Source organism: Thiofractor thiocamini (genome assembly GCF_055384375.1).
Map to the genome: position 1 here is coordinate 1,657,137 of NZ_AP042389.1, position 22,338 is coordinate 1,679,474.

General features: G+C 35.4%; 23 protein-coding genes. 8 read left to right on the forward strand and 15 right to left on the reverse strand.

The features are described 5' to 3' along the window. The first annotated feature begins 63 nt into the window (after positions 1-63). From ACZ47B_RS08385 to ACZ47B_RS08410, 6 genes are all read left to right on the forward strand, one after another. Positions 64-1,908, forward strand: a complete 1,845-nt coding sequence (locus ACZ47B_RS08385; RefSeq protein WP_464894096.1) for a CHASE2 domain-containing protein — start codon at positions 64-66, stop codon at positions 1,906-1,908. A gap of 80 nt (positions 1,909-1,988) precedes the next feature. Continuing rightward, the gene (rpsT, locus tag ACZ47B_RS08390; RefSeq protein ID WP_464894097.1) at positions 1,989-2,261 is read left to right on the forward strand and encodes a 30S ribosomal protein S20; all 273 of its coding nucleotides are present in this window, start codon (positions 1,989-1,991) and stop codon (positions 2,259-2,261) included. A gap of 14 nt (positions 2,262-2,275) precedes the next feature. Then, positions 2,276-3,343 carry a peptide chain release factor 1 gene (gene prfA / locus ACZ47B_RS08395; RefSeq protein ID WP_464894098.1) on the forward strand — a complete coding sequence of 356 codons (1,068 nt, stop codon included), beginning with the start codon at positions 2,276-2,278 and terminating at the stop codon, positions 3,341-3,343. A 163-nt stretch (positions 3,344-3,506) separates the two neighbouring features. Further along, positions 3,507-4,025 (forward strand): hypothetical protein, encoded by a 519-nt coding sequence (locus ACZ47B_RS08400; protein WP_464894099.1) that lies wholly within the window; start codon positions 3,507-3,509, stop codon positions 4,023-4,025. Positions 4,026-4,084: 59 nt separating this feature from the next. Next, positions 4,085-5,839, forward strand: a complete 1,755-nt coding sequence (locus tag ACZ47B_RS08405) for a FecR family protein (protein WP_464894100.1) — start codon at positions 4,085-4,087, stop codon at positions 5,837-5,839. A gap of 9 nt (positions 5,840-5,848) precedes the next feature. After that, positions 5,849-6,289: a hypothetical protein gene (locus ACZ47B_RS08410; protein WP_464894101.1), complete on the forward strand. Its 441-nt coding sequence runs from the start codon at positions 5,849-5,851 to the stop codon at positions 6,287-6,289. A gap of 63 nt (positions 6,290-6,352) precedes the next feature. On the opposite strand, the gene ACZ47B_RS08415 is transcribed toward ACZ47B_RS08410, so the two are convergent. From ACZ47B_RS08415 to ACZ47B_RS08485, 15 genes are all read right to left on the reverse strand, one after another. Then, positions 6,353-6,475 carry a hypothetical protein gene (locus tag ACZ47B_RS08415; protein ID WP_464894102.1) on the reverse strand — a complete coding sequence of 41 codons (123 nt, stop codon included), beginning with the start codon at positions 6,473-6,475 and terminating at the stop codon, positions 6,353-6,355. Positions 6,476-6,487: 12 nt separating this feature from the next. Beyond that, on the reverse strand, positions 6,488-7,612 hold the full coding sequence (gene cydB, locus ACZ47B_RS08420; protein ID WP_464894103.1) for a cytochrome d ubiquinol oxidase subunit II: 1,125 nt from the start codon (positions 7,610-7,612) through the stop codon (positions 6,488-6,490). Further along, positions 7,613-9,139: a cytochrome ubiquinol oxidase subunit I gene (locus tag ACZ47B_RS08425; RefSeq protein ID WP_464894104.1), complete on the reverse strand. Its 1,527-nt coding sequence runs from the start codon at positions 9,137-9,139 to the stop codon at positions 7,613-7,615. Between the two features lie 9 nt (positions 9,140-9,148). After that, on the reverse strand, positions 9,149-9,355 hold the full coding sequence (locus ACZ47B_RS08430; RefSeq protein ID WP_464894105.1) for a DUF4492 domain-containing protein: 207 nt from the start codon (positions 9,353-9,355) through the stop codon (positions 9,149-9,151). Between the two features lie 151 nt (positions 9,356-9,506). After that, complete coding sequence (locus ACZ47B_RS08435; RefSeq protein ID WP_464894106.1) at positions 9,507-10,760, reverse strand: OprD family outer membrane porin; 1,254 nt, start codon at positions 10,758-10,760, stop codon at positions 9,507-9,509. Between the two features lie 3 nt (positions 10,761-10,763). Further along, positions 10,764-13,796 (reverse strand): molybdopterin dinucleotide binding domain-containing protein, encoded by a 3,033-nt coding sequence (locus tag ACZ47B_RS08440; protein ID WP_464894107.1) that lies wholly within the window; start codon positions 13,794-13,796, stop codon positions 10,764-10,766. Continuing rightward, positions 13,786-14,949, reverse strand: coding sequence for an NrfD/PsrC family molybdoenzyme membrane anchor subunit (gene nrfD / locus ACZ47B_RS08445; protein WP_464894108.1), 1,164 nt, complete (start codon positions 14,947-14,949; stop codon positions 13,786-13,788). The genes ACZ47B_RS08440 and nrfD overlap by 11 nt, the downstream gene beginning before the upstream one ends. Further along, on the reverse strand, positions 14,942-15,745 hold the full coding sequence (gene dsrO / locus ACZ47B_RS08450) for a sulfate reduction electron transfer complex DsrMKJOP subunit DsrO (RefSeq protein ID WP_464894109.1): 804 nt from the start codon (positions 15,743-15,745) through the stop codon (positions 14,942-14,944). Before dsrO ends, nrfD begins: the two co-directional genes overlap by 8 nt. Positions 15,746-15,834: 89 nt before the next feature. Beyond that, entirely contained in the window at positions 15,835-17,574 is a 1,740-nt protein-coding gene (locus ACZ47B_RS08455; protein ID WP_464894110.1) for an ATP-binding protein, read from the reverse strand. Then, positions 17,564-18,253: a response regulator transcription factor gene (locus ACZ47B_RS08460; protein ID WP_464894111.1), complete on the reverse strand. Its 690-nt coding sequence runs from the start codon at positions 18,251-18,253 to the stop codon at positions 17,564-17,566. Before ACZ47B_RS08460 ends, ACZ47B_RS08455 begins: the two co-directional genes overlap by 11 nt. A 54-nt stretch (positions 18,254-18,307) precedes the next feature. Next, the gene (locus tag ACZ47B_RS08465) at positions 18,308-19,075 is read right to left on the reverse strand and encodes a glucosaminidase domain-containing protein (protein WP_464894112.1); all 768 of its coding nucleotides are present in this window, start codon (positions 19,073-19,075) and stop codon (positions 18,308-18,310) included. 15 nt (positions 19,076-19,090) lie between these two features. Next, entirely contained in the window at positions 19,091-19,846 is a 756-nt protein-coding gene (gene dapF / locus ACZ47B_RS08470; RefSeq protein ID WP_464894113.1) for a diaminopimelate epimerase, read from the reverse strand. Then, positions 19,827-20,390, reverse strand: coding sequence for a dephospho-CoA kinase (gene coaE / locus ACZ47B_RS08475; protein WP_464894114.1), 564 nt, complete (start codon positions 20,388-20,390; stop codon positions 19,827-19,829). Before coaE ends, dapF begins: the two co-directional genes overlap by 20 nt. Beyond that, positions 20,387-20,734, reverse strand: a complete 348-nt coding sequence (locus ACZ47B_RS08480; RefSeq protein ID WP_464894115.1) for a type II toxin-antitoxin system PemK/MazF family toxin — start codon at positions 20,732-20,734, stop codon at positions 20,387-20,389. The genes coaE and ACZ47B_RS08480 overlap by 4 nt, the downstream gene beginning before the upstream one ends. Beyond that, on the reverse strand, positions 20,727-20,969 hold the full coding sequence (locus ACZ47B_RS08485) for a ribbon-helix-helix protein, CopG family (RefSeq protein WP_464894116.1): 243 nt from the start codon (positions 20,967-20,969) through the stop codon (positions 20,727-20,729). The genes ACZ47B_RS08480 and ACZ47B_RS08485 overlap by 8 nt, the downstream gene beginning before the upstream one ends. Positions 20,970-21,090: 121 nt before the next feature. On the opposite strand from ACZ47B_RS08485, the gene ACZ47B_RS08490 reads away from it, so the two are divergent. Both ACZ47B_RS08490 and purM read left to right on the forward strand, forming a co-directional pair. Beyond that, positions 21,091-21,312 carry a hypothetical protein gene (locus ACZ47B_RS08490; protein ID WP_464894117.1) on the forward strand — a complete coding sequence of 74 codons (222 nt, stop codon included), beginning with the start codon at positions 21,091-21,093 and terminating at the stop codon, positions 21,310-21,312. Between the two features lie 18 nt (positions 21,313-21,330). Then, complete coding sequence (purM, locus tag ACZ47B_RS08495) at positions 21,331-22,329, forward strand: phosphoribosylformylglycinamidine cyclo-ligase (protein ID WP_464894118.1); 999 nt, start codon at positions 21,331-21,333, stop codon at positions 22,327-22,329. Positions 22,330-22,338: the final 9 nt, after the last annotated feature.

Here is a 22,338-nt window from a genome sequence, read left to right on the forward strand (position 1 = left end):
TATTTTGCATTAGGGCTCGTTATACTGTTTTTGGTATATACGGGCCTTTACTTCAGTAATTCTTTGAAATATTTTGACTACAAGATATATGATATAGCATCAAACTTCATCCAAAAAGATAAAAATTACGGCAAATCTTATGTGACTATCGTAGATATAGATGAAAAAAGCCTGAAAACACTCGGTCAATGGCCATGGTCAAGACTGATACTGGCACAACTCATCAAATCCATATCAAGACACTATCCTGCCAGCATAAGTTTCGATATCATATTTCCTGAAGAAGACAAGACATCACCCAAAATGATCAAGGAGTTTTATAAAAAATTCCTCTCAAAAAATATATCCATAAAAGGCCTGGACAAGATACTGATGGACAATGACAAGATATTTGGCTATCAAATATCAAAAACAAAAACGATTTTGCCCATATACGCAAGCAGCTCTTCAAAATTTGATAAAAAGTGTTTTCTTCCTGAAAAAAATAGAAGTATCGCTTTCAAATCTTTCTACCCGCCAAAAGCGAACTCAATATTGTGCAATATCCCGATTTTGCAAAAAAATGCCTATATGGTCGGTTTTATGAATATCAAAACAGATGAGGACGGAAGACTGAGAAGAGTCCCCACATTCGTAGATTACAAAGGGTATGCCATCCCATCTTTGGCTTTGGCATCTTTACTGGCAAATTCAACCATTACGCATAAAGACGGAATGTTTTCCATATTGGGTCATAGTTTTAAAACAGATGAAGCATCAAATATACTCCTTAATTTCAAAAATAAAAAAAATTATAAAACTGTTTCAGCTGTAGATATACTACAAAACAATGTAAGCCCGAAACAGATAATGGGGAAAAATATCATCATAGGGACAACAGCTGTAGGTCTTCACGATAATATAATGGTTACTACCGGCGAAATATACCCCGGAGTTTTCATACATGCTGCCATCATTGACAATATTTTGCAGGATTTAAGCATCTGTCAACCATCTTACCAAAAATATATCGCGTTGAGCCTGTCAGTGCTGTTGTCAATCATTTTTACTTTTTTACTCTACAGAAAAAAATATATAAAACTGCTCCTGCTCTTTTTCATATCCATTCTTATATATATCTTTGCAACATGGTATATGTTAAAACTTGGAGTATATATCTCATCAGGATATTTTTTCGGCACCCTTGTAACCTTTTTCATCCTTATAAATTTATTTTTCATAGTTTTATACTACAACAATAAAAGAGAATTTCGAAAAGAGTTGTACAATGCCCAGTATTCGACTATCGAAAGTATGGCTTTGGTAGTTGAGACAAGAGATACCGAAACAGGCGAACACATAAAAAGAACAAAAATCTATATGAAGATCATAGGTGAGTATCTTTTCGAAAAGAGAATATTTCCCGATATTTTAACAAAAGAGTTTATCGAGTTACTCTACAGAGCTACACCTTTACATGACATCGGCAAAGTAGGGATTCCTGACTACATCTTGAAAAAAGAAGGAAAACTCACAAAAGAAGAGTATATCATCATGCAGCAGCATCCGACTATCGGAAATGATATCATAGAAAATGCCATCAAAGAGAACCAAAACAACAAGTTTTTAAAAGTTGCGAGAAACATAGCGTACTATCATCATGAGAAATGGGACGGAAGCGGATATCCAACTGGTATCAGCAAGGATCAAATTCCACTTGAAGCCAGAATGATGGCGCTGGTGGATATTTATGATGCACTTATAAGCAGAAGGTGCTACAAGGATGCTTTAGGCTTTGAAGAATCAGAGCAGATCATCATATCAGGAAGCGGCAAGCACTTCGATCCGGTTATAGTGGAAGCCTTTATAAAACTAAAAGACAAGTTCAAAAAAATAGCACTTGAAATTACCGATAAACCTTCTTGCTGATTATCATAATATTTTTCAGTTATATTTAATTTGATTTTTAGTATAATCTGTGCCTAAATTTTTTAACAAAGGAAACTTTTATGGCAAATCACAAGTCTGCTGAGAAAAGAATCAGACAAACCAAAAAAAGAACTGAGAGAAACAGATTTTACAGAACCAGGATAAAAAATATAACAAAAGCTGTTGAAGCTGCAGTAGCTGAGGGCAATGCGGAAGCTGCCGCAGAAGCTTTCAAAAAAGCCAATAAAAACCTGCACAAGTATGTAAGCAAGGGCGTTTTAAAGAAAAATACAGCTGCTAGAAAAGTAAGCAGACTTCATAATCTTGTTAACAACCTGACAACTGCCGCATAATTACCTAAACTGCAATGTTAAGAGAGAAACTATCTCCTTTTTTAGATAGATACAATGAAATAACCAAACTACTTAGCTCTCCTGACATTGCAAACGATATAGAAAAGATGACTGCTCTATCAAAAGAGCAGTCAGAACTTGAACCCATTAAAAATAAAACCGAAGAATACATAACTGTTTGTGAAGGTATCGAAGAAAACAAAGAACTCCTTGAAGATAGTGAACTTGGCGAGCTGGCAAAAGAGGAACTCAAAGAGCTTGAGCCTAGAAAAACAGAACTTGAAGATGAGATAAGACTACTTCTGCTTCCAAAAGATCCAAACGATGATAGAAATGTTTACCTAGAACTAAGAGCCGGAACAGGTGGCGATGAAGCTGCTTTGTTCGTAGAAGATCTTTTTAAAGCATATCTTAGATATGTTGATCTTAAAGATTGGAAAAGCGAGATCATTTCAAGCAGCGAAGGAAGTGCCGGCGGTTTTAAAGAGATCATAGTCCTTATAAAAGGAAAAGGAGCTTATAGCAGGCTCAAATATGAAGGCGGCACTCACAGGGTTCAAAGAGTACCTCAAACAGAATCGCAAGGAAGAGTACACACTTCAGCCATCACGGTAGCAATTATGCCTGAAGTTGATGATGTAGAGATAGATATCAACCCAAATGACTTGAAGATAGATGTCATGAGAGCTAGTGGATGTGGCGGACAGTGTGTCAATACCACTGATAGTGCAGTTAGAATCACTCACATACCAACAGGCATAGTAGTAACCAACCAGGATCAAAAATCCCAACACAAAAACAAAGACAAAGCCATGAAAGTCTTAAAAGCAAGACTTTATGAGCTTGAAATGCAAGAAAAAGCCAAAGAAAACGCAGATATCAGAAAAACTCAAGTAGGAACAGGCGATAGAAGCGGAAGGATAAGAACTTACAACTATCCTCAAAATAGAATTACCGACCACAGGATCAACCTCACACTCTACAGACTTGATGCCATCATGCAAGGTGGTCTTTTTGACGAGATCATAGACCCTCTCATAACCCACTACCAAACAGAAGCCATCAAAGAAGCTGGTATTTAAAACTTTACATGCAATTTTTATTCTAGTTAACCATTTGAATATTATTTTATAAATTAATATCAAATTATCTTTTTAAATCAAACATAAACTAAAATGCAACGCTTTTACAATGATAATGTGATACAATATTTTTTCCGAATCAGGAATCATAAAAGGAGCGAATGTGAAAAAACTTATATTGGGAATTATGTTCATAAATATTTTATTGTTTGGATCGGGTTTTCAGGCTTCAGGTTCAAAAGTACAACCAACAGCCCCTTCATCCAAAGATAAAACAAAACCGGCTCTTCCGGGACCAAAAGGCGCAACCACGACTTTCAACAAAGCGCAGCCTCCGCAGTTAACACTAAGAATACCTGTCGATTTGGATGAAGTACCAAAAGGATTGAAAACTGTAGGCGGACTTACCACCGGTGAACAGTATCTTTTTTGTTCATTACGTCGAAATACCGGACATGGTGATAGCTGGGATTATAATCAAAAAATACCTCTTCATAGCGGAAAATATACCGTTATCGTAAAGTTCAATGGTATCCCTACCGATAAATTGGCACAAATCAATGCATACAACTGCACAGTTGTGTACAAAACAGACGGTGATGACGTTTCTCTTAGGAATATGCCCTTATCGTTCTTTGAAGATTTTGAAGATTTTTATGTAGGCGGTCCATTAAAATTTTAATAATTACGCTTATCCGTTTAAAAGAATTTGACACAAAATATACTAAATAAAGGTTGAATTTGCGTTTACTTTTTGTTTTTTTACTAACTTTTTCGGTTCTTTTGGCAAACGTAGCTACAGTTGTAGACAGCGTAGGCGACTCTTATGTAATAAGGAACAACAATAGTAAAAAAGTGGCAAAGAAGCTAAAACTGCAAGAACACGATATCATAAAAACAGGAAAAAATGCAAAAGTAAAGATCTTTTTTTTAGACAATACCGCGGTATCTTTGGGAGAGAATACAACTTTCAAAATCGATACTTATGTATTTAACGGAAAGAAAGATTCCGATATAAAATTTAAAGTTCTAAAAGGTTTTTTTAAAACAGTAACGGGGCAGATAGGAAAGATAGCTCCCAAACATTTTAAATTTCAAACAAAAAATGCCACTATCGGGATAAGGGGTACTGTCTTCACAGCAAAAATATCAGAAAAAACCGATCTGATCATGTGCACGAACGGAACTATAGTTTTATTTACACCAAACGGAGACATAGAAGTAAAAGCAGGAACATACGGTAAAGCTAAAGACAATGCCAAACCGACAGTAAAAAAATATTCCAAAGAAGAGAAAGAAAATCTTGTGAAAAAATCCGGATGGTATGGAAGTATGAGCACAAAAGAGCTTATAGCATATATAAAAGAAAATTTTAAAGAACCGCTAAAAAGTCAGTTGCTGATGACACTTCAAAACATACTGAACAAAGATACGGATGAAAGAGCTTTATACAAAAACTCGACCGATTTTCAAAGTGCAGACGACAAAGGCTTTGTCGATGATATCACTGTAAACAGTAGAGAGTTTGAGGAGCTTCCAAAAGATATAGAATTTTATCAGGAAGATTTAAAAGATGGAAAAGTTGTAGTCGAGGGTATACTTGAGAGTGATGATAAAAATATTCCTGTGAACTCTTTGTATGTTGAAATTTCAACAGATGGAGGACAAAGCTGGAGTAGAGCGAGCGGGCACGACGAGTGGGAATGGGGCTTTGTTCCCGAACTTGAAAAAACTTATCAATTCTCTTTGAGAATAATCACGTTAAAAAAATCGGATAATACTCCCATAATTATAGAAGGCGCAAAATTGCAGCCTATAGAATTTAAAAAACCAAACCCCAAAATATCCACTTCTTATAAACAATTAAATTTGCAAGCCAAAAGCATAAAGACAAAACCCATAGTTTTAAAGTTTAAAAAACAAAAACATATATCTATCATAACCAAGCCGATTGTACTGAAATTTAAAAAATATAAATCCAAAAGTATAGTGACAAAACCAATTGTTTTGAAGTTCAAGAAGTTTGAAGCCAAATCTGTAAAAACCAAACCGATTGTACTGAAATTTAAAAAATTTGGAGCCCAATCTATCAAAACAAAATCCATAGTACTAAAATTCAAAAAACTTCATCCTAAAACAGTGACGGCCAAGCCAATTGTATTGAAATTTAAAAACTTTGCACCCAAGATTATCACAACAAAACCTATAGTACTAAAACACAAAAAAGTATCAACATCCGGCGAAACTGTATTTGAAACCACTACACCGGTGATAAAATTCATATTGAAACGCCCCGATGTTTATGCGACATTGACACCGCCCATAAAGTTTAAACTGAAACAACCATCCCGATATATTACTACAACACCAACGATACTATTTAAATTGAAACAGTCGACACTTTACAAAACAACTACACCAAGCATAATGTTCAAACTGCATCGTCCATCAGCATATACGACAACAACACCTCAAATAAAATTTAAATTAAGATAGGAGAAAATCATGAAAAAAATACTACTTTTATTTATCGGGATATTTTGGGCATCCGTAAGCATTAATGCCGATAAAATCACGGTAAAAATCCCTCTGGATATAGATGCCCTGCCAAATTCAGGCTATATTATTGATCCTAGAGGAGCAGGTGTTCATTTGCGTCATGTGCAATTATCACTTGAGATGGTTGGATGCAATGACGAAAGAAAATTTAAGAAATTTATACCATTAACAGACAGAGGAATTCATCAGACAATAACTATTGAAAAAACTTTTGTTACTGAGTGTGGACATCCTAGACCTCAGATAACAGTTCATTTGTATTTTACTAACCAATCAATAGATACCGTGTATTCCGCAGCATATTTGGGTACCGGCAAAAGTTCACTTAAGCCGCTTATCACAACAAATACAAATGCCGTTAGAGGATATTGTAGCAAAGTAGAATAAGACTTAGGATATCTTAACTATATCTCGGGCAATCACTAAAACTGCCCGAGGTTAGTCAATAATTCACTTATTTATATTTTCTTCGAAATGTTCCAGGTTCATCTTCGCAAATTTATATGATACATATATCAAAACCGGCCATGCGGCAAACCAAATCAAGCCGCTTGTATAGCTTATAGTTTCCATTTATCCCTCCTGTTAGTAACTGTGAGTATCTGATTTGATCTCATCAACTGTAATTTTTTTGCTATCCATGGACTTCCATGCCCATATGATATATCCCAGTACAAACGGTACCATCAAAGATACATAACTCATGACAGTAAGCGTATAACGACTTCCTGAACTATTTTCTATACTCAATGAACTTTGTAAATCACTAAGTGAGGGATATATGGCAGTGTTGTTAAAACCCAGTAGGCAAAAAAGAGACAAAACAACAAGTACGGTACCGATACCGCTAAACCATATGCCTTTTGTGCTATTTTTAAACAAAGAGATATAAATGGCATATAAAACCATCAGTGTTCCTGCTAAAAAAAGTATCAATAAAATCGGATTTGCGAGTAAATTCATCAAAAATTTATGTTTCACCACTACGAAACTACCGCCTTCATACCCTACACCGCTTATACTGAGCAAAGAGATGACGAACAATACAAAAAAACCCACGAAGAGCAAAGAGTCACTTTTTAGTTGTGCTCTTGTCCTTTTTAGAATATTTTCATTTGCGATATTGTTTAAAAAATACATACTTGCCTGTACCCTTGCCAAAAAGAAAACCAAAAAACCCAAAATCACGTTAAACGGATTTAAAATAGCTTCCAATCCTCTAGTTGGTAGTGTCCAATGTGCCACATTCATATCGTTTCTTACAAAATGACCTCCGGTAAAAAGTGTACCCACCGCGATACCTATAAGAATGATACCAAGACTTCCATTTATATATAAAAATGTTTCATAAGTTTTTTGTCCCAAAAAGTTATCCGGTTTTTTCCTGTATTCATATGATACAGCCTGTACGATAAAACAAAAAAGGATTGCCATCCATACAAAATACGCTCCTCCGAAACTTACTGCATAAAAGAGAGGAAATGCCGCAAAAAGCGCTCCTCCGAACATGACCAAAGCAGTAAAGGTAAGTTCCCATTTTCTTCCCAAAGATGATATAACAACGCTCTTTTCATCTTCATTTTTCGCAACTTTACCTATAAGAGTCTGTCCTCCTTGTACAAAAGTCATAAATACAAACAGAGCTCCTATCAAGGATACTAAAAACCACCAATACTCCTGAAGTGACAGATAAGATAAATTTTCAAACATTTAAGCCCCCTTGTAGCCGATTTTTATCTGAGAGAGCATTATCTTTATCTCGGCAATCAATAAAGATGTAAAAAGCACCGCAAACAAACCTATGGTAATCATGACCGAACTACTGTCTAACTGTGAAGTAGCTACACCTGTTGGCAGCATTCCCTGTATAGCCCAAGGCTGCCTTCCGACCTCGGCAACGATCCACCCGACTTCTCCGGCTAAATACCCAAGAGGTATAGTAAAAAGTCCTGCCCACAAAACAACTCTTTTTTTCTCTATCTTTCCGGTAGATGTAAAATACAAAAGAAGAACAAATAAAAGCAAGAACCAAGTTCCTAATCCTACCATGATATGAAAACTGTAAAATGTTATAGCTATCGGAGGGATAATTGATTTTGGATCTTTTAGATATCCATACCCAAGATATTTTTCATATTTTCTAAAAATTTTCAGTGAAGCTTCGGCTTTTTCCATATCATGAGATTTTTTTGCATTTTTATAATTTCTCAAAGCATTAAGGGCTATTTTTCCTTTGGCGAGTTTTTCGCTTGCCGGTTCTATGCCTATCTTTTTATTACCATAAACCAAATCATCTACTCCCGGCACAAAAGCATTTATATCTCTATATCCAAGAAAAGATAGAGCGTAAGGTATCTTGATAGACCAGAGAAATTCATCTTGCTTATCCCCTATCTTCTTTTTGGTATTTAACTGTCCTATGGCAACTATGCCTTCTCTCCTTGCACCATCATACAAACCTTCCATGGCAGCTAATTTGGTAGGTTGTTTTAAAGCGATCTGGTGTGCGGCTTCATCGCCTGTAAATATCAAAAAAAGTGATGTTAACAATCCAAAGGAAGCTGCAACCACTATACTTCTTTTTGCAAATAACACATCTCTTTTCTTTAGCAGATACCAACTACTTATACCGACCACGAACAAAGACCCCATGACATATCCACTTGATATCGTATGCAAAAATTTTGAAACCGCAATCGGGTTGAATACAACATCAAGAAAGTTTTTCATTTCAAATCTTGCGGTATCCACATTGAACTCCATACCAACCGGATTTTGCATCCATCCGTTAGCTACGAGTATCCATAAAGCTGAAAGATTTGAACCTATAGCTACTAGCCAGGTTGATATGAGATGGGCTTTTTTGGATACTTTATTCCATCCAAAAAACATAATGGCAAAAAATGTTGACTCCATAAAAAATGCCATTAAACCCTCAATTGCAAGAGGAGCACCAAAGATATCCCCTACTATCCAAGAGTAATTTGACCAGTTTGTCCCAAACTCAAACTCCATAATAATCCCGGTAGCAACGCCTATAGCAAAATTGATACCAAAAAGCGTCATCCAAAAACGAGTTATCTTTTTCCACTCTTCATTTCCCGTCTTTACATATATCGTTTCCATTATTGCAACGATAAAAGAAAGCCCCAGTGTCAATGGGACAAACAGCCAGTGATAAAGAGCGGTCAGCGCAAACTGAGCTCTTGATAGATCAACCAAAAGAGTGTTGTCCATATTTTTTCCTTATTTAGTAATATTTTCCATAACAAAGTTAGCTCTGTCTTTGTCATTGGAAAATTTTGTTTGCAAAATGTCAGGGAAGAAGAAAAGCTTCAAAATAAAAAAGAATATAAACAGTTTTATGGCCATGATAAACCAAAGCTTTTTACCTACTTTCATATTTCTAAAGCCGTCAATATAAAAATCAAGAATTTTTTTATATATTCCCACTTCTATCTTCCTTTTTTGAGAACCATTATCAAGCGGATTATACTCTTTAAATTCTTACATTATATTAAATTATTTTTATAATATTATTTTTTTATCATAGTGAAATTGATTGCCTGTTTTTGAGGTATCAAAGACAGGCAATCAGGAGATCTTAGAAATTATAAGTTAAATAAAGCCTGTAGTTTTTAACCGCTCCGCTGTCAAAATCTACATTTTCATAGTGTCCCTTGATAACAAGACCTTTTAATGCTCCTTTGAAAGCATATCTTGCTATAAGGTCATAGGCATTTAGGTCTTTTCCGCCGTTTAGTGTCGCATTCGAGCCGTCATTATATCTTGTATATCTACCAAATACCATAAAGTTTTTCATTCCGAACTTTTTAAAATTATACTTTAGGTTTAATGACAAGGCATCCACATCTTTTTGATAACTCTCAAGACCTATGATATCCCCCGCATAAGCCCAGTTTGATGATATACCGACACCTGAGAGCATACCTTTTTTATTGTCTGCGATGGTGTATCCCAAGCTTGCCATCAAACCTTGGTATTTTGTACCGATTTTAAAGCCCACAAGATCTCCGCTTTTGCTGTCATCTTTATCGACATTACTTGAGCCGTATTGGATACCCGCAAGCAATCCCATACCGTTTAGCTTGAACTTATACTCTGCTTGCATCAAGCCAACAGTGATATCTCCCTGAGGAGCTCCGGTTGCATTGATGGTTGCATTTTTTATCTTAAGATACTGCCCGGTTAAGTTCAATCCTTTTATACTTTTATTTTGCACCAATGCAGTCCATATGCCATCCCCTAAACCATACTTATACTTTGCACCATACATAAAAATCTTTTTATTGAACCCGCCTATACTACCGCCGTTTGCACCTTTGAAGTTTGTTCTTGTCAAGTATCTATCAACATAACCTACAAATATCTTTGTTTTTGGCAACTCTTTTGTAGTAGCGGTATAACCCATAAAAGATCCATGAACTATCCTTGAGCCGTTACCTGCAAGAAGTGGAGTATTTATATACTGTCTTCCTGCTTTAAGTGATGTTTTTTTGTACTGATACTTCAAGTAGGCCTCTTCCAAAACGGCACCGGGACCGTAAAGGTCCGCTTTGTAAAAGTTTTTCTCCTTTGTGCTAGCCCATGGTGAGTTACTGCCTTTTACTCTAAAGCCGGCACTAAATCCATAAAAGTTGCCTGTTACATAATTTAACATAACACCAAGACTCAAGATACTCTCTTCGCCACCTGCAGCTTTATCCACATCATAATACACAGCTTTCAACTGTCCTTTAAAAGTTCCGTTTTTGAATGCATCGCTAAGAGAATTCCCTGCATTTGCACTCATAGCCAATGTTGCCAAAACAGCTAAACTTAAACTTATATTTTTCATTGTTTATATCCTTTGTGCTTTTTCTATTTTTACCGGAATTGCATGTCTGACATTTGAACCGCATACAAAATCAGTTACAAGAGCTATTTTTCTGCTCGGATCTTTCAGTCCTATTTTGTTGTAAAATACTCCTGTTCTCCTTGAAATCTTACCCTTTATGATCTTGCCGTTGATCTCTATGTCAACAGCACCTTCAGCCATTCTTCCGTCTCCTTGCTCTACACCTATAGTATCTGGATGTACGCCATGTCTGTATCTTAGATAACCTTCCGTCTCCCCGTCATGTGAAGTTACTTTTACATAATCACCATGCTTTAGCCCGAATTTCTCAGCGGTTTTTGGGTTGATATCAACATAAGTGGTATATCTGATCTCTTTCATAAGAGTACTGGATGTATTTGGTGTTGCCAAAACATTTGACTTGTATGCAAAAGCAGTTAAAGGAAACTTATCTTTTGGATACAATTTTTCAAAAGTTTCACCCCCTACAACTCTTTGTTTGTAGTATTTGATAGTTCCGCTTCTTCTTTTTCCTGTGATTGAGTTTCTTGAGTGAGCAACAGTTTCATTATAGATTTGTATCGGTTTTTTATATCTTCTAGATACAAACTCACCATTGTAACTATGCTCTATATCTTGATACCTTCCGCCTCTTGCCATAACATATGCGGTTTTTCTCCAATTTTGCCCGCATATTCTCTTTAGCGAAGGAACATACTCCTCTATACCGCTTAGCTTTATATCCTCATCCGTCGCATCAGGAACAGGTTTGCCGTCCATCGCGATATTTTCAAATGCTCTTAGATAAAAATCTTCCGCTTTATTAAAAGGATACCACTTACCGTCTTGTCCTTTGAGTGCCTTATCTCCAAATCCTGGCAATCCTAACTTTTTACCAAGCGCTATGATAAAACTTATCATCTCTATAGGTTCACCGTTTTTAAACTTTGCCTGTCTTGGCTTGGTTACCGGAAATCTTAGAGTGTTTATTTTTGTCTGATATGCTGCCCACGCATGAACGACTCCCCAAGTCTCGTAAAGAACTGAGTCAGGTATAATATAATCAGCATATTTTGATGACTCATTGACAAAAGGGTCAACGGCTATGAAAAGAGGTATTGCCTTTTTGGGATCACTTATAAGTTCTTTTATGTTATTCTCGGCGCCACTTGTACCATACATAAAGTTTGAGTTAAATGACAACAAAACATCAAGCTTATAAGGATATCCTTTTGCACTATTTGTTATAACTTCACTTTCAAGCGCATTGGTAAAGGGATACCAAGTATCTTTTGCCGGATAAGGATTGACACCTTTTGCTTTTTTCTCTTTGTATTCATTGGTTTTTTCATAAGCCATTCGTGTTTTATCGATCCTGGTACGCTTTACTTTGCTTTTTCCCTTATATCCAAAAAGGTTGTATTTTTTACCTACAAAATCCTTATATGCTCCGCCTCCTGCACTCATACCACCTTTGTAGTTGAGATTACCGACCATGGCTCCAAGCATCATTACGGCATAAGTTGTATAAAAACCTGTTGTATGCATAGTACCGCCATGACAATCCACGCTTGCTTTTCTACCGTGACTTGTATACTTTTTGGCTACTTCTTTCATTTTTTCAACGCTTACCCCGCACTCTTTTGAGTACTCTTCAAGGGTTAGTTCGTTGACATTTTGTGAAAGTTCATGAAAAGCTGTTTGAACATTGTAAGTTTTACCTTTATATTCCACACTTCCTTTAAAATCCAAAACGGCTTGAGTAACATCGTCACAAGACTTGAGCACATTATCGTTCTCATCTAAAACCAAAGGTATTTTACCATCTCTTAGTATCTTTCCAAAACCCTCTTTGTCCTGTATGATAAGATGGGCTGAATTTGTCCAAGAAGCATCTTTTAAAGCTTTCATGGCTTTGGCTGAAGGTATTTTCAAATATTTTTCATTGTAAAGTTTATCATTTATGATAACTTGCAAAACTCCCATGACAAATGCCAAATCAGTTCCCGGGATTATAGGTATCCAGTGGCTTTTTTCACCGACTGATATAGTATCACTGTTGCCTTGCATAGGTGAGACTATAGTGTATTCTATATTTTTCTCACTTCTTGCTCTAGCTAAAAGCTTTCCTTGTCTTTTAAAAGGATTGCCCGCTTGTCCGGGAGGTGTTCCTATACTTAAAAGATACTCTGTATTTTCAAAATCGGGCTTTAAGTGAGGATATTTTTTAAAGTTACCAAGATATGCGGCTTCACCCGCCCTCATGGATAGACCGCATATGGAAGTATGCCCCATAAAGTTCGATGTCCCAAACGATTTTAAAAATCTATGTATTACAGTTTTAAATCTACCCTCATGAGTCGTTCCTATGAGACACAAGCCGTTTGACTTTGGTCCAAAAATCGGCTCTTTTGGATTGATTGGAGTTTTTGTATCCCTGACATCTTTAAGTCCTTTTACATTCCCTTCTCCAAAAAGATTACCGCCGTTTACTATCTCATCTATAAGCTCTTCTATATCTATCTCTTTCCATTTGTTTTCACCTCTTTTGCCGACTCTTTTTAGCGGTTTAAGCACTCTGTCTTTTGCATCTATTTTATCAAAGATTACATTGCCTCTGGCACAGACATTTGATCTGTATGTTTCAAAGTTGCCTTTTTGAGACAAAATTTCATAACTTTTTTTTATCGGAGTATTATATGGCAGCCAAGGATCTGTTGATAAAAGATTGTAGGGATTTCCCAAAACTCTTATGACTTGATCTGTTTTTTTATCTATTTTAACTCTTACTCCACATTGTGTGGTACACCCTATGCATGTTGTCGCACAGACTTTATAGTCATCATTTGGTGTAAACTTATCATTTTTCAGTTCATACTCCGGTTCAGGAGAATTAAAATATATGCTATCCGCTGCTTTTTCACCTTTATTGGAAAAAGTCGCCACAGTACCTAATGTCTCTTTATAGCCTGCTACAGAAGCTGCCGCTACAACAGCACCCGAACCCAATAAAAACTTTCTTCTGCTATTTTGCATTTTCTACTCCTTCATAACAATCTTCCATCTCTTCATCCCAGGGAAATATCAACAATACTATACAAATCAAAACAAAAAGTATCCCCCAGTTTGAAAGCACGGAAATTATACTGTCTTGTCCGAAAGTCGGTGGTGCATATCTCAAATAACCAGGGGTTGTTCGCGGTATGGTTTCTCCTCCTATGACGGTATTCCACCTAAAAAGCCAAACACCTATAGCAGTGACAATACCTCCAAAATATACAACAACAGGTATATTTCTAAGTTTTGTAAAACCTATGACAAGGGGCACAAATAAACATAACACATAATCAATCCAGAGAGTATCTTGAAAATGTAGGTTGAAGTAACTGTAAAGTGCATATTTTTCACCATCTCCGAAAGTTAAAGAAAAAGTCAGCCACAAAAACCTCGTAGTCAAATCAATGACAATAAACCAGGATAAGAGCTTGGCAAGAGTTGCCACCATATCGGTATCGACTTTTTTTCTTTCTGACAAAAATCTTTGAAACAAAGGTATGAGCAAGATAAGCAGTCCTGTTCCTGAAACCATAGCGGATGCTAAAAATATAATAGGCATCAATGGAGTGTGATACATTACATTTGCATGAACCGCACCCAAGATATAACCGGTATATCCATGCACCGCCAAAGCCAAAGGGATACCTATGGCTCCAAGTATATATCCTTTTTTATGATCTTTTTCCAATGCTTCTTTACTTAAGTCCATATTGCCGAATGTAAAGAGTTTGGAAAAGAAGCTCCCTCTTTGTGCCTGCTTTACAAAATACGGTCTGTAAAGTGCCTGGGCTTCAAAAAATATCAGTATGGGGTATGCCATAAGAAGCAAAACTCCCCATTTCATAGGAGAAGTCGGGAAATTTTCCCAGCCATATAGGAAAAAGTTCAAAATTCTTCCAGGTTGTCTTAAGTCATCTATCAAGTTCAAAGGGGCGGCTACCAAAAGAACAAATGCCATTAGCAACGCTATCCCGGCGATTGGTTTATACTTTTTCCATCCAAAAACATGAGCAAAACTTGATATGATAAAAGCCGCGGCAGAACTACCTGTAAACCAGAAATAGTTCGGTATATCTATACCCCAAGGTTTTGCTATGGTAATTGATGAGATAAGTGTATTTATACTATCCATTGTGTACTCCTTCTCTTGTTTTCATCCATTCTCTCTCAAATCCCTCTTCAGCTTTGACAATATCATCTAAACTTTGGGTAGTACTAAAGAGTTCTTCTACCTTTGAATCCAAACTTATATAAAAAACTTGTGGTTTTGTTCCCTGAGCCTCTTTTAGAACAGTTGTAGAAAAATTACTAAGAAGTTTGTAAACATCTGAGTTCTTGTCATTTATATCTCCAAAAACCCTGGCACCTCCTATACAAGTCTCAACACAAGCCGGCAAAAGTCCCTTGTCGACTCTTTGGGCGCAAAAATTGCACTTATCGGCTGTTTTTGTTCTTTTATTGAAGTATCTTTTATCATACGGACAGGCATTTATACAGTAGCCGCATCCCCAACAAACCGTATTGTCAACTACCACTATGCCGTCTTCTCTTTTAAAAGTAGCTCCGGTAGGGCAAACGGGAACGCAAGCGGGATTTTCACAATGATTACAAAGCTGAGGTAGAAAAGCTTTTCTAACATCGGGAAATTCACCTATCTCGGTTTCGGTAACAAAAGTTCTAAACTGATCACTTGGTACTTCATTTTCCACTTTACAAACCGAAGTACAAGCTTGACAGCCTATACACTTTCTAAGATCCAAAACCATAACAAAATGCTTTCCTTTTTGGCCTATGTACTTAGGATCATTTGCATCTCGTCCGGGATTTTGCATAGAAAAGGCATCTGCCTGCGATGAGGCAAGCATCGCAAAAGCAGTTGTCGATAAGCCTTTTTTTAGAAAATCTCTTCTGGAGTTTTTCTTTTCCATATTTTCTCCTTTTGAAAATTTTCCAAAATCATAACAATAAAAAGGGGGAAAGTTGGGGGATGGTAGTGGGAATGGGCAGACTGTAGTAATCAGTCAAGTATGTCAAAAACTATTTTAAAAACAGCTCCTTTGTCACTATTATTTACAAATATTTTAGCGGCATTGTTTTTTTCTACTATTATCTTGGTCATATAAAGACCTATGCCTGTTCCACTTGTAGCATGCTTGGTACTAAAGTACGGCTCAAATATCTTTTCAACCGGTTCTACTTTTATACCTCCTGCATTATCTTTTACTTCTAAAATATTTGAAAAATTGGAAGTGTATGTTGATATCTCTATCTTTGCATTTTTTATTTTTCTCTCTATCAATATATCTTTGGCATTACTTACTAGATTTAAAAGAGCTTGTGTCATCTCGTTGGGATATGCAAATATATGAAAACTGTCTTTCATTCGTATATCGAGTTCTATATCATTGTTTTTCAAAGATACACTCATCAATTTTTTGACTTTTAAAATAGGTATGGATATATCAAGCATCTCTTTTTGTTTGCCTGATGAGAAAAAATTTCTAAAATCATCGATGGTTTTGGACATAAAATTTATCTGCATATTTGCATCTTTTATCTTTTCATTGAGTTTATGCTTTGTTAATTTTCCTTTTTCAAAAAACAGTTCCATATTTATAAGTATGGAAGACAATTCCGTTAAAGGCTGTCTCCATTGATGTGCTATATTGCCTATCATTTCGCCCATGCTTGCAAGTTTGCTTTGGTGGACGAGTATCCTCTCTTTCTCGTTTGCTTCTCTCTCTTTTTTTAGCTTCTCCTTTATCTCTTTTTCCACTCTGATCTGTAGATTTTTATTTAACTCTTGTAACTCTTCTTGACTATTTACAAGTTTTGTATTTACTTCATCGAGTTGCCTTAAGATGATATCAAAACCATAGTTTATAACTACGACAGTGACTATAAGAAGCAGTATCATTACTATGATACTTTGTAAAATTGCTTTATTTACTATCCCTTTCCAGTGAGAGATATCTTGTAAAAAAATGATCTTAAAATCATTTTTTTTATCTATGCCTCTTCCTTTAATGATATAAGTCAGATAATCCCTTTTTTCAAACTTGATCTCTTTAAAATTGGATAATTTCTTATCTTTTATCAATTTTTTAACAGTATCATTGCCATTTAATGAAAAGATTAGATTTTGCCCGTAGCCGTCATAATATATATAAGCATCTATATCCATGATTTTTCTAATTTGGGATAGAAAATATCTTGGATCTATCACAAAAACCACATATCCGGTTACTTTTGAGTTTTTATCTCTTGCTTCAGAAACCGTATGGTAAAAAAACTTTCCCTCCCCATACCAAAAGCCGTCATATGGAAATTTTTTACTCTTGGTATAAGGAAGTCGCAGCTCAGCTTTTTTACCAAAATATGTCAAAAGTTTTCCATCTTTATCATAAAAAGCAAATGTCGTTAAGTATCTGTTTTCCTTTGTTATGACTCTCCATCTTGGGAGACTTAAATCATGCAACGCTTTTATATCTTTTTTTTCAAATGCTTTTTTTATCCCGTAAGAATTTATGTTGGCATATCCTCTTGTCGTATAAAACTTTCTTACTCTTTTTAATGTTTCATTATAAACGACCGTTACTCTTTTAAGCTCCATTTGTTGGTTTGCTTTGGCAAAATTCTTTATATCTATATATCGTATGGAAAAAAATATGATGGACAGGGTAATGATAACGAACAGGACAAGTATAATGGTTTTTGTTTTTACCGATACGGAGTTGGATAAGTTTTTAAATTTCAAGCATATATCCTATGCCATATATATTTTTTATGTTTTGGGAGCCTATCTTTTTTCTAAGCTCTTTCACAAGAGACTTTATGGCTTCTTTACTGGGTGCTTCCAACCCCCACATGTATTCATCTATATCACTAAAAGCAACAGTTTGATTGGCTCTTTTTATAAAGTATTCAAGCAGACGACTCTCTTTTTGGGTCAATTGCATATCATTGCCGTCACAAGATACTATTTTTTTATCAGGTTTATAAATCGAACCGTTTTTAAGTTTGATTTGAAGATTGTGATCAGTTAGTTCAAGAGCGACTGCTTTTAAAGCTTGTATGAGATTCTCTTTATCATACGGTTTTACAAGGTATTTTGTGATCTTAAGCTCTACCGCTTTCCAAAGATACTCTTCTTCGGTGTGGGCTGAGAGTATGACAACGGGTATTTTCTTATCTTTTTCTCTTATCTTTTTTAGTGCTTCAAGTCCGTCAAGATGAGGCATACAGATATCAAACATCAAAACATCATAATTGCCCGCATCCATCTCGTAAGTTGCTTCAAGTCCATCTTGCACTGCAACCACTTCATCAAAAAAAAGCTCCAAAACTTCGGAAATATGTTTTCTAATACCCTCTTCATCTTCGGCATATAAAACTTTTTTATCCGATAATATATCTAAAAGATTGTCATTTGACAAAAGCTCTCCTTTTTTGGCATGACCAGTATAATTATACCAAAAAAGGAGCTCAGGTTAAAAATTTGTATTGAGCGCAAACATGAGAGGGGTTTTGTTTTGATTGCTGTTTTTATCTATGGTATCATACTTTAAAAAGCGGTTTTTTTGCATAAATTTTCTTATCATCCTAACATATTTGTCTTTTAGCTCGGAATATTCTCTTAAAGTTTTAGCTGCATCCAAACCACTGTACATTTCATTTAAAAGTCTTGCTTGATATCTTTGAAATCTAAACTTCTTATATGCTCTGTTTCTATTTAGGTTGGCTATGTAAGCATTGACCGAGGCTTGTAATGACGGGAAGATTTTTATCTTGTGGGTTTTTCCTTCCGCTCTGTGCTCAGGCACCAGACCTTTTGTCTTATATGTCCATTGACCAAATATATTGTTGGCATACTTTGCAAATCTGCTTTTCCCCCAGGCGCTCTCTATAGCAGCTTGAGTTAAAGCTAAAGATTCGGGGACTTTATCTATCTTCAAAAGATACTCAAATTTGTCGAATAAGTGTTTTACCTTATACTTTTTAGACAATCTTGCCAGTTTCTTGAGCTCATCTTTTTTTATGGATTTAAAACCTTTTTTTTCAAGTTTGTCAAAAAAATTTTCTACAAACCTTCTCTCTTGTAAAGTCTTTTGGTTTGCTTTTTTTATAAGCGGTAGCATAATCTCCACAAACTTTTGCTTTTGGGTAGAGACGTTTTTTATCTTGTAGTACCAAGATGGCAAGCCTCCTGCAAAAATAAGTGTCGAAAATAGCAAAAATATCGCTAAAATTCTCTTCAATTGTCTCTCCGTAAATTAGTATATATACTCTATTATATCAAAAACTTTCACAACTTTTCCTTTAAAATATATCTTATTATTTTTATAAGTTAGGATTAATCTTTCCCCACTTTTAGGGTAAACTTCTATACTGTTTGGTATGAGATTTTTCCTCAAAGCCCCGAAAAAACAAGCTGCCATACCGGTGCCACATGCCAAAGTCTCATTCTCCACACCTCTTTCATAAGTCCTGACATACATTTTACCATTTTCAAGTTTTGCGTAGTTTACATTGGCATTATATTTTTCTCTCATGCTCTTAGAAAATTCTTTGTTATACATATCCAAATCATCCACAAATGTTACAAGATGAGGGACTCCCGTATCATAAAAAGACCATGTAAAGCCGCTATCTTCAAACTCCTCTTTTAATATCTTTGTTTCACTTAGAGCCGATTCTACTATATCACCCTCAACTTCAGCCTCTATGATACCCGCTTTTGTCAAAAACTTCGTTTTACTTTTGCATAAACCGTTTATAAAGGCATAGTGGGATACTGCTCTGCTTGCATTGCCGCACATCGCAGCTTCACTTCCGTCACTGTTGTAAAACTGCCACTTAAAATCATACTCATCTTTTTTATCACTTGGAAGTAGCACCACAAGACCATCCGCACCTATGCCAAATTGCCTATGACAAAGTTTTTTTGCAAGTTCACTTCTATCGACTTCTAAAAATGTATGAAATATCACAAAATCATTCCCGCTTGCACTATATTTGGAAAATTGCATTCTTTACCTCATCTTTTAACTGTTTTATATCGTTTGTATTATCTATGACTATATCAGCCATATCTCTCTTTTTTTCTATATCCATTTGGCTTTCTATGCGTTTTAATGCTTCCTCTTTTGTAAGCTTATCTCTTTGCATAACTCTTTTTAATTGCACATCTTTTGGAGCATAAACCAATATAACTTTATCGGCTTTATACTCACCGCTTTCAAAATATAAAGGAATGTCAACTATATACTTTTTACCATCTTTTTGCAAAGTTTGGATACTTTTTTCTATGGTTTTTCTAATCTTTGGATGAAGTATCTCTTCAAGCTTTTTTTTGCTGCCACTATCGCCAAAAACGATACTTCCAAGCTTTTTTCTATCTATCTTTTTATCTTTCAAAACACTCTTTCCAAAAACTTTTACTATCTCATCTTTAGAGTTTTCAAGCTCTTTGTGTGCTATCTTATCGGCATCCACTACTATATATCCGAACTCTTCAAATATTTTTGAAACCGTACTTTTTCCTGTAGCAATACCGCCGGTTATAACTATCATATATCAATATCCAGCACTATCTTTATTTGCAAATCTATCTCATATAACTCTTTTTGTGATAAAGTAGCTATCTTCTCTTTTATAATTCTATGGTTATCTATAGTTCTTATCTGGTCGCATAAAATATCACTATCTTTTTCTAATTTTTCTCTTTTTTTAACTCTATACCTCAATGGGTAAGCATCCTTTATCAATTTTGTTGACAAGGGCAAAACAGTAGTTGTTGGATGATTTACTTCGTTTAAAAAATTTGTTTGATATATCATTATCGGTCTTAATTTACCTACTTCATTTCCCCTTTTTGGATTTAAATTTGCCAGATAAATTTCACCCTTTTTAAACATTTTCCAAGCCGTCATCTAATGAGTCTTCAAACTCTTTTAAACTTTCGATAGAATTTTCTCTAACTCTCATAGAAGCTATTTTTATCTCTTTTTTTAGCTTCTCTTTTTCTATCATATCTTTATAATTTATAACAGCTTTTCTGATAATTTCACTTTTTGAAGTATGAAATAGCTTTGCGATATGATCAAGTAATTTATAAAAATTATCATCGGATTTAAATGTTATGGTTCTCAAAATATTCACCTTTTAAAGTTTGAGACAATAATACCTTAGTATTACTTATGTATTACTGAAATTTCATTTGGTTTTTATAACATTTTAGATAAAATAACTAATCTTTACATAGGAGGTGAATATGTGCTATCAAAGATTGCAAAGGATATTGACCGCAATTGTTCTTGGTATAACTCTGCTTCTTTTCGCACTTGGGGTAAACGGCAACCAAACAATGTTTCAAATCGCAGTAGTTCTTCAAACATTTGTTATCATTATGCTGCTTATCTGGGCATTTACCAACTTTTGTCCTTCACTTTGGTTTTTCAAAAAGATATTTCCTCCTTGCGACTGGAAAGAATAATTAATACAAAGAGTTATTATGAATGATAAATTAAGTTACAAAGATTCGGGTGTTGACATAGATGAGGGCGCAAGGTTCGTCGAAGAGATAAAGCCTTATGTAAAAAAGACTTTTGATGCCAATGTGCTTGGCGGCATAGGCTCTTTTGCGGGAGCTTACGAACTTCCGAGCGGATATAAAAAACCGGTAATTCTCGGTGCAACTGACGGAGTGGGAACAAAACTTAAACTTGCTATCGAAGCTAAAAAGTTTGATACAGTCGGCATTGATCTGGTTGCCATGTGTGTAAACGACCTCATATGCAACTTCGCAACTCCCATGTTTTTTCTTGATTATTACGCTACTTCAAAACTGATAGTAAAAGAGTCAACGGCTATAGTAAAAGGTATAAGTGAAGGGTGCTTGCAGAGTGAATGTGCTTTGATAGGCGGAGAGACTGCCGAGATGCCCGGAATGTATAGACAAGATGACTTTGACTTGGCCGGTTTTGCCGTGGGAATCGCCGAAAAAGATGAACTTGATAGAGTCAGCAAAGTCAAAGAGGGTGATATTTTGATCGCACTTCCAAGTTCAGGTATCCACTCAAACGGTTTTTCTCTTGTTAGAAAGCTTCTTTTCGAAAAAATGGAACATAAATTTGATGACAAATTTGAAGATAAAAAGCTTATAGATGTACTACTTGAGCCGACAAGGATATATGTAAAAACCTTTAAGGCATTAAAGCCTTATATCAATGCATTGGCTCATATCACAGGTGGCGGTATCACAGAAAATCTTCCAAGAGCACTGCCTGAGCATTTGATGGCGGTTGTAAAAAAAGATGATATAAAAATTCTTCCTATATTTGAGTATATGGGAGATTTTATAGATGAAGAAGAGATGTTTAGAACTTTCAATATGGGCGTAGGTATGGTACTCATAGTTGATAAAAATCATATACAGACGGTTTTGGACAACTCTGACGGTTATATCATAGGAGAAATACAAAAAGGCGAAAAAAAAGTAAAAATGATCTAAGGAGTAAAA